At 42.7% G+C, this 6,358-nt stretch carries 8 protein-coding genes; 2 read left to right on the top strand and 6 right to left on the bottom strand.

Features of this window, described 5'->3' with window-relative positions:
- Positions 1-365 precede the first annotated feature (365 nt).
- Together IEY18_RS17515 and IEY18_RS12345 are read left to right on the top strand one after the other, a co-directional pair.
- Positions 366-788, top strand: coding sequence for a DUF3653 domain-containing protein (locus IEY18_RS17515; protein ID WP_373290746.1), 423 nt, complete (start codon positions 366-368; stop codon positions 786-788).
- 254 nt (positions 789-1,042) lie between these two features.
- Positions 1,043-2,014, top strand: coding sequence for a DUF2806 domain-containing protein (locus IEY18_RS12345; RefSeq protein ID WP_188921247.1), 972 nt, complete (start codon positions 1,043-1,045; stop codon positions 2,012-2,014).
- Positions 2,015-2,093: 79 nt separating this feature from the next.
- Here IEY18_RS12345 and IEY18_RS12340 read toward each other — a convergent pair whose 3' ends face one another.
- The 6 genes from IEY18_RS12340 to IEY18_RS12315 all read right to left on the bottom strand — a co-directional run bounded on the left by IEY18_RS12340 (position 2,094) and on the right by IEY18_RS12315 (position 6,357).
- Positions 2,094-2,237: a hypothetical protein gene (locus tag IEY18_RS12340; RefSeq protein ID WP_188921206.1), complete on the bottom strand. Its 144-nt coding sequence runs from the start codon at positions 2,235-2,237 to the stop codon at positions 2,094-2,096.
- Positions 2,230-2,421 (bottom strand): hypothetical protein, encoded by a 192-nt coding sequence (locus IEY18_RS12335; protein WP_188921245.1) that lies wholly within the window; start codon positions 2,419-2,421, stop codon positions 2,230-2,232. The genes IEY18_RS12340 and IEY18_RS12335 overlap by 8 nt, the downstream gene beginning before the upstream one ends.
- The gene (locus IEY18_RS12330) at positions 2,418-2,873 is read right to left on the bottom strand and encodes a hypothetical protein (protein WP_188921243.1); all 456 of its coding nucleotides are present in this window, start codon (positions 2,871-2,873) and stop codon (positions 2,418-2,420) included. Before IEY18_RS12330 ends, IEY18_RS12335 begins: the two co-directional genes overlap by 4 nt.
- A 354-nt stretch (positions 2,874-3,227) precedes the next feature.
- A complete protein-coding gene (locus tag IEY18_RS12325; protein WP_229779852.1) occupies positions 3,228-3,833 on the bottom strand; it encodes a hypothetical protein in 606 nt (201 codons plus the stop codon).
- The gene (locus IEY18_RS12320; protein ID WP_188921241.1) at positions 3,833-5,332 is read right to left on the bottom strand and encodes a WD40/YVTN/BNR-like repeat-containing protein; all 1,500 of its coding nucleotides are present in this window, start codon (positions 5,330-5,332) and stop codon (positions 3,833-3,835) included. Before IEY18_RS12320 ends, IEY18_RS12325 begins: the two co-directional genes overlap by 1 nt.
- Positions 5,329-6,357, bottom strand: a complete 1,029-nt coding sequence (locus IEY18_RS12315; RefSeq protein ID WP_194468930.1) for a hypothetical protein — start codon at positions 6,355-6,357, stop codon at positions 5,329-5,331. The genes IEY18_RS12320 and IEY18_RS12315 overlap by 4 nt, the downstream gene beginning before the upstream one ends.
- Position 6,358 lies beyond the last annotated feature (1 nt).

Below are 6,358 nucleotides of genomic sequence, written 5' to 3'. Positions count from 1 at the left end.
AACAACGTTAAGCCATGCTGCTGATGCGACGACGAGCGAAGCCTGAGCGCAGGAGAAGCAACACAGCAAGGCTAAAACAGTTACAGGCATCCACACTCATCCATATCCACATAACTGCGCACAATGTATATTATGTTAAATGCGGCATTAATAAATCATTGTTTTGGCTCTATATTTGCAAACATATCCTAAAAACCGCACCACTGCGCACTCTAGCCGTATGATGTGTATTATTCAAGCGTTTGAACGTGCCGTAGTCACAAACACGGTATTTTGACAAACTTTCGACTTACCGACCTTTATACAATCCGGATCTATTTGCAATCGCATATAGAACTATAAATTCTAAAAAGGATTGAATTTAAATGTCGTACTCTATGCAGAATAAAGACAATTACGTCTACATGTATTCCCACTCGGTTAAATTTAAAACCCTCTTTAACGATGATTATAGGCGGATTTGCAGCTATTTTGACGTTAATCGCGCCACTGCGTACCGATGGATCAAAGCTGGCAAACCAACTAACAGTATTGCGCTTAGATTGCTTGATGTTGCCGCAAGTGGTTTTCTACCCTGCAGTGATGAATGGAATGGTTTCATGATTGTTAAAGGTCGAATGATAACCCCAAGCGGATTTGATGTGAGACCAAATGAAATAGAATACATGTGCAAAGAACTTGGCAGACTTCCAAGTGCTGAAACGAATTGCCAACCTCGCAATCATAAACCGTGGCGAAATCGTGAGCCTGATTTCGTTAGTCTATTAAAAAAAAATAACCCTAAATGATAACAACTAAAAAGTTTTGGATGAGCTTATACGTGAATTTTAACGTTAGCTCGTCAAAACTCACTGTAATAGTTGATTCGTGTTATTTATCTGTTTTCTAAAGTATCGCTGCTAGCCATCACCTCTAAATGTTCTACTCAACCACGATTAAAGTACAAGAGCAGGTTTTCAAAGATATTATCAAAACATTGTTAATATAATTCTCTAAATATGCTACAAGTAAATGATTATTAGTATTTTTATAGGTTGATAGCATGGGTATTAAATTTGATTGGGAATCGAAGAACTTTGAAGTTAATGGCTTGACTAAATTAGTTAGGACAGTCTCAACTATGCTTAATCATGATGTGGCTAGTAAGCAAAAAGTGTGTGAAGCCAAGGCGCTACGCGAAACAAGACTAATAGAGCTTCAAACTAATGAGGAAATCAAAAAAGTTCTTAATGGTGAATTGACCTACGATATGGAAAAAGGGCTAGTAGATTCAAATATTGACAGCTGTGAGTATGACATGGGGAGGATCATGCCAACATTCGACCCAAATGAGTATCCTAATACCCTTTCTGGTGAAAATGATAAGAGAAAAGACAGGAATACTTTTAAGGCCATAAACTTGGCAGCCGAAATTTTGTCTGATTCTACAACTGAACCAAGTCAAGACCCAGTCGAAGAAGATTGGTTTTTTTCTTGGCGAGAAGCAGCTTCAGGATTCTCTAGTGACTATATGGAAAAACTTTGGGCTGAAGTCTTAGCTGGTGAAGTTTTGGCACCAAAATCATTCTCATTGAGAACATTAGAGTATCTAAAAACTCTGTCACAGGAAGAAGCCGAGAATATAAATAAACTTTCTGCTTTTATTATAGGAGGCCGTGTCTTTACAGAAGCAAAGGACTCTCTAAAAGCGAATGGCCTAGATTTCCACGAATGTCTACAATTACAAGATTTGGGAATTTTACAAGGCGTTGGTACAAGAGTAAGAGGTATTTTCGAACCAACTTTGACTCATGATAAAGGGTTTGTAGTACAAATTTTTTCAAAGTATCGTCTAATACTATTATTTTCAGATGTGAAAAAGACCTTTGCATTTTCTTGTTACTCACTTACCAAAATAGGTCTAGAACTTATGAATCTTTCTAGTTTGCCCCTGAATAATGAATATTTAGACGAGGTTAAGAGCATTATTAGTAAAGAAGGCTATGAGATACAAACCATAAATTTGGCTAAATAGTGTTGAACTTGCCACTGATCAAACTTTAGGGCGTGCATAAGTTAGTCCTAGGAGTCATTCTAGGACTAAATATTTTTACTTAACGGCTTTTTACCCATGCTGCCCCGACAGCGGCAAATGCGAGTATGACAAACAGCAATTCTTTGCTGGGTTGAATCTTCACGATAACCGGATCAGGTGTCCGAAGGTCAACAGCATAGTTAGTTGGTAATTTATCAAACATCTTTTTTCACCTCTGCACGTACTTCAAGCGCAACAACACGTTTATCAATATCAGTGATTACCTTTGTTAGCGCCTTGGCTTGTTTCTCTATTGAAAATTGGACTTTCCACAGAATGAGCACAGCGGCAAATGCTGCGCCCCCTGTGAGGCCACCCGCTTTGATAATGGCTAGAATTTCATTCATGGCTCTGCCCTCGCCTTTGGCGCTTTGAGCTGCCAGAAAACACGGAATAAACGCATTAAACCAAGCGTACTCACCGCAATACCCACGATCACAAATTCGAAGTACCACGGCGCACCATTGTAACCCATGGCCGACCATCCCGAATGCATATAGGGTTGCAGCTCTGGAACAAAGTGCGCCAAGAACAAGCCCAGAAATACAATGATGATTAGTTCATCCATGAGCGTATCGCGGCGATTCGCTAACACTATGTTGTCATAGCTTGAATCGTTGTTTTCCTGTGCTTCGAGTCGCCTTGCTTTGTTATTTAGCTCGGCTATTTTTAGGTTGCTTTCAGCGGTTGCAATGTCTGCGGCCATTTCTGCGGCAATGCGTTTGCGTTCACGATAGGAACCCGTTAAATCAGCGACAGGGTTTGTAAAAAACTGTAAGACAGAGGTTAACCACTTCATCAGCTGCCCCCTATATTTGATTGTCTGATTAGGTGCCTGTAGCCAGGTTTAACTATTAAATCCCAAGTAAGAGTTTTCTTGAGAAACGGCCTGTTTTCCTTCACCTGATACATGATGTTGTATGCACCCTGGTCAAGCCTGTAATCACTATCAATGTAATGCGATAGATAGTAATCCATACCAACGGCTGAGACCTTGTGACTCCCGTCCATGCTATGGCGCAAGTCATGATAAGCCTGATTAACTGGCGCTAGTGCTGCGGCCATGGCCTTGTCTGCTTTGCTATAAGCTTTCGTGACTGTGTAAACGACATAAATCACTGCGGCTGCTATAGCAAAATTGCTTAAGCTGAAATTATGAAAGCCCAGCGGTAACAGCTTCTGTGATTGTTTTGTCGTCATAAGGGTTATAACCATTTTCAAAGTGGATCATTGCTGCAACTACAGCTGGATAATCGGCAATAGAAAGCGTTTGTTGTGCATCAACGCCCGCGCTATTTGCAACAAACTCGATATATTTTTCCGTTGGGTTGTCATCCGATGGCGGCGCCCAGCGATAGATAATTTGGTGAACATTCTTAAGCCCTCGCTTATGGCGATACGTTTTTAGAATTCGAGCAGCTGCGCGGATACCATGCCAAGGGCTGATAAATTCCTCGAACGCTGGATCTAAATCTAAATCGTGTTCGCCTTGCCAGTCATAATCAACTTCATGGTTCTCACGAATGTTTAATGGATTGTTGTTCGCAATCCCTCTGGGGATAGGTTTCCCCCCTGCTTGTTCATACGGTTTATTGTTCATGTTGCTGCCTCCCGACAGTAATTGTTCAAAATCAAAATTGAGGTAATCCGGCACCTGTGGCGATTTAGTGCCTGAACTTTTCTTTGGTACTGGTGCGGCTGCTCTGTAAAAGAACAAGCCGCCCAATAAACCGATAAATACCAATGCAAGCCAGCGCATTAGTTTAGCTCCGCTATCCACTGCACAGCAGAAGGGTATAGATAGCCTTGTGCAAGTGATGCCGGGTAACTGTGCGATACGGGCGTTGGGTTTGATGCATTTGCCTCTTGACGCACAATAATTGCTGAATCAGTCGCAGCAATAGCGCCGCCGCGAACCATGCCGCTCGCCGTTTCCGACGTGTACCAGTCGATGGCGCCGCCAAGTTCACTAATAACGCCGAGCTTATCTAGACCGCCTATTACCACGGAATGCCCGACTTGATGAATAAACTTAGCCCCGTTCATTGACTCTGCAATACGCGTCACTGTGTCGCCACCATCGGGTGAATAATGTAAATAGTTATTACCTGAGCAATACCAGTACACATGAGCACCAATTAGCAATAGCGTGTTTTCACCGTTACCAAAGTAGCTGCCGCCCTTTTTAACAAAAACGCCATTCTCGCGGCGGTAAAATTCACCTTTGTATGCAATGCAAATATCACCGTTATCAGCAACACCCACCGAGCGTACATACCCAGTAAAATCTATTTTTTGCCATGTTTGACAACCGTCTTTTGTTACATATACGGCATTTACACCGCCCAGAATGATGTGATTTTCATCAACACCAATCCAGCCGCCATACGTCAAACTATCACTAACTGTTTGACCGCTATCAGCCCATTTTGAGCCAAACAGTTGGCCATGATAACTAAATGACTTGCCGCCGTTTCGACTAACCAAAATAATACCGTTCGTGCTAAGACGAACATAAACCGCGCTTTCAGTTTGCCCTAGGCCGTAAAATGTCGCGCTTTTAAACTCGTCAGGCACCGCGCTATCTAAAAAGGTTTGACCGCCATCCTCTGAATAAACCAAGCGACCATAACCAGCAATTAAATTTCCCGTTGCATTGTCAGCAAAAAAGCAAGTCGTAGAATCTACATGCTGAAATCCGCTTGAGTAGGCAGGGGTTGGTACCGGTAGTTGCGTTGTTGTTGTGCTGATACTGTCAATTTTTGCTGGCTGCAAATAAGCGTAAATGTCGCCCCTAGTGCCAAGCTTGAGTGATTCACCTTTTTTGAGTTGGTAGCCAGAGTCGCCCCCCACCCCAACACCACCAACTGCAATATCAGCAAGTGCCTGTACTACAATGCTCTTGCGTCTAAAATCGCGTTCAATTACAAGTGACGCTCCAAGACCGCAAACCGCTCGACCAGAGTCAACACCAGAGCTTGCACCACCGAGCGCAAGCGCTGAATAATTTAATTCGGTTTCAGCAAGCCAAATTTCGACAATCTGATCAGTTTCAGAAATCATGATCAGCTGTTTTACAGGTGAGCCAAAAATATTGGACATTCCTTCACGCAAATCTGTACGAATATCTGACACGTTTGCATTATCAAATTTAAACTGAACTTCAACTTTGTCAGCTGCGGTGACTAAATAAAAATAGCGACCATACATCGCAACGATATTGGGCAAACCCGCTTTTAGAAATACCTTTGAGATCATTTTTTACCCTTAGTGGCCATCACTGAAATTACAGCAACCACAATGACTGTTAAGCTCATGCCACCAAATAGCATTAGCATGGTTTTGTTATTGGCCGTTGCCAGTGCTGCACCATCACTACGACTAAAGCGATCCGCAAAATCGAGCATATCTTTGTAACCCGCAGCAAGTTGCCCCTGTGAATCGCTAGCAGCATTTGATGCGGCTTGCATGGCGCTTTCTGCTAACAACACATTGTTAGCGTTGACACGTTCTACAGCGTCAACAGTTGATTCAGATAAATCAGCGTTTTGCATCATGGCTTCGCTAGCAAGCTCGGCCATGTTTTCACTTGTGCCTGTGATTGTGTCGGTAACAAGATTTGCAAGATCGGTATTTGCTTGCATTGCTTCCCGACCAAAATCAAGCGAATCAGTTAACGAGTTTTCTGCAAATGAAAAAGCGTTTTCCTGTGCTTGCTGATTTGATGCAAGTGCATTTTCACCAAATGCATAAGCTAGCTCGCTGCTATCTCTGGCAAAGTCTAATGAATCAGTTAACGAATCGTCGGCAAAATCAAACGCGCTATCTTGTGCTCTTTGAGCAACGTCTAGTGCATCTGCGCCAAAGTCGAAAGCACTTTCTGTGGTGTCTTGGGTTGCTTGTGTATATTCGCTATAACCGTCGGCCACCATCGAACCCGCTTCTGAAAGAGAATCCATGGATAGCTGCATCATTTCAGCTTGTGAATCTGCTACGCCTGCAAAGAGATCAAGCCCAGCATTTAAGAAATTTTCATTTTGCTCTGCACCAATGTCAGCCATGTATTCAGCGGTATCAAAACCACTGGTTACAGCGTCTAGGCCATCACCAAAAACGCTCGGTAACATATCGACAATTGAAGCAACAATATCAAATGCCCCACCGTCAATAATCGTGTTGTTATTGCCGTTAAGCATTATTCCCAAGTTATCGCCTTGGGTTGCCATGGTAACGCTATTATTGTGCGTTGCCTGTGTAGAATTAGAATTTGATCGTGAACCCATT

This window comes from Shewanella gelidii, assembly GCF_014647855.1.
GTDB classification, from domain to species: Bacteria; Pseudomonadota; Gammaproteobacteria; order Enterobacterales; family Shewanellaceae; genus Shewanella; species Shewanella gelidii.
This window is presented reverse-complemented; position numbering and strand designations above follow the sequence as displayed.

Excerpts from the sequence above, each read along its gene's own strand:
- IEY18_RS17515 (WP_373290746.1), top strand. The coding sequence starts at position 366 with ATGTCGTACTCTATGCAGAATAAAGACAATTACGTCTACATGTATTCC.
- IEY18_RS12345 (WP_188921247.1), top strand. The coding sequence starts at position 1,043 with ATGGGTATTAAATTTGATTGGGAATCGAAGAACTTTGAAGTTAATGGC.
- IEY18_RS12340 (WP_188921206.1), bottom strand. The coding sequence starts at position 2,237 with ATGTTTGATAAATTACCAACTAACTATGCTGTTGACCTTCGGACACCT.
- IEY18_RS12335 (WP_188921245.1), bottom strand. The coding sequence starts at position 2,421 with ATGAATGAAATTCTAGCCATTATCAAAGCGGGTGGCCTCACAGGGGGC.
- IEY18_RS12330 (WP_188921243.1), bottom strand. The coding sequence starts at position 2,873 with ATGAAGTGGTTAACCTCTGTCTTACAGTTTTTTACAAACCCTGTCGCT.
- IEY18_RS12325 (WP_229779852.1), bottom strand. The coding sequence starts at position 3,833 with ATGCGCTGGCTTGCATTGGTATTTATCGGTTTATTGGGCGGCTTGTTC.
- IEY18_RS12320 (WP_188921241.1), bottom strand. The coding sequence starts at position 5,332 with ATGATCTCAAAGGTATTTCTAAAAGCGGGTTTGCCCAATATCGTTGCG.
- IEY18_RS12315 (WP_194468930.1), bottom strand. The coding sequence starts at position 6,357 with ATGGGTTCACGATCAAATTCTAATTCTACACAGGCAACGCACAATAAT.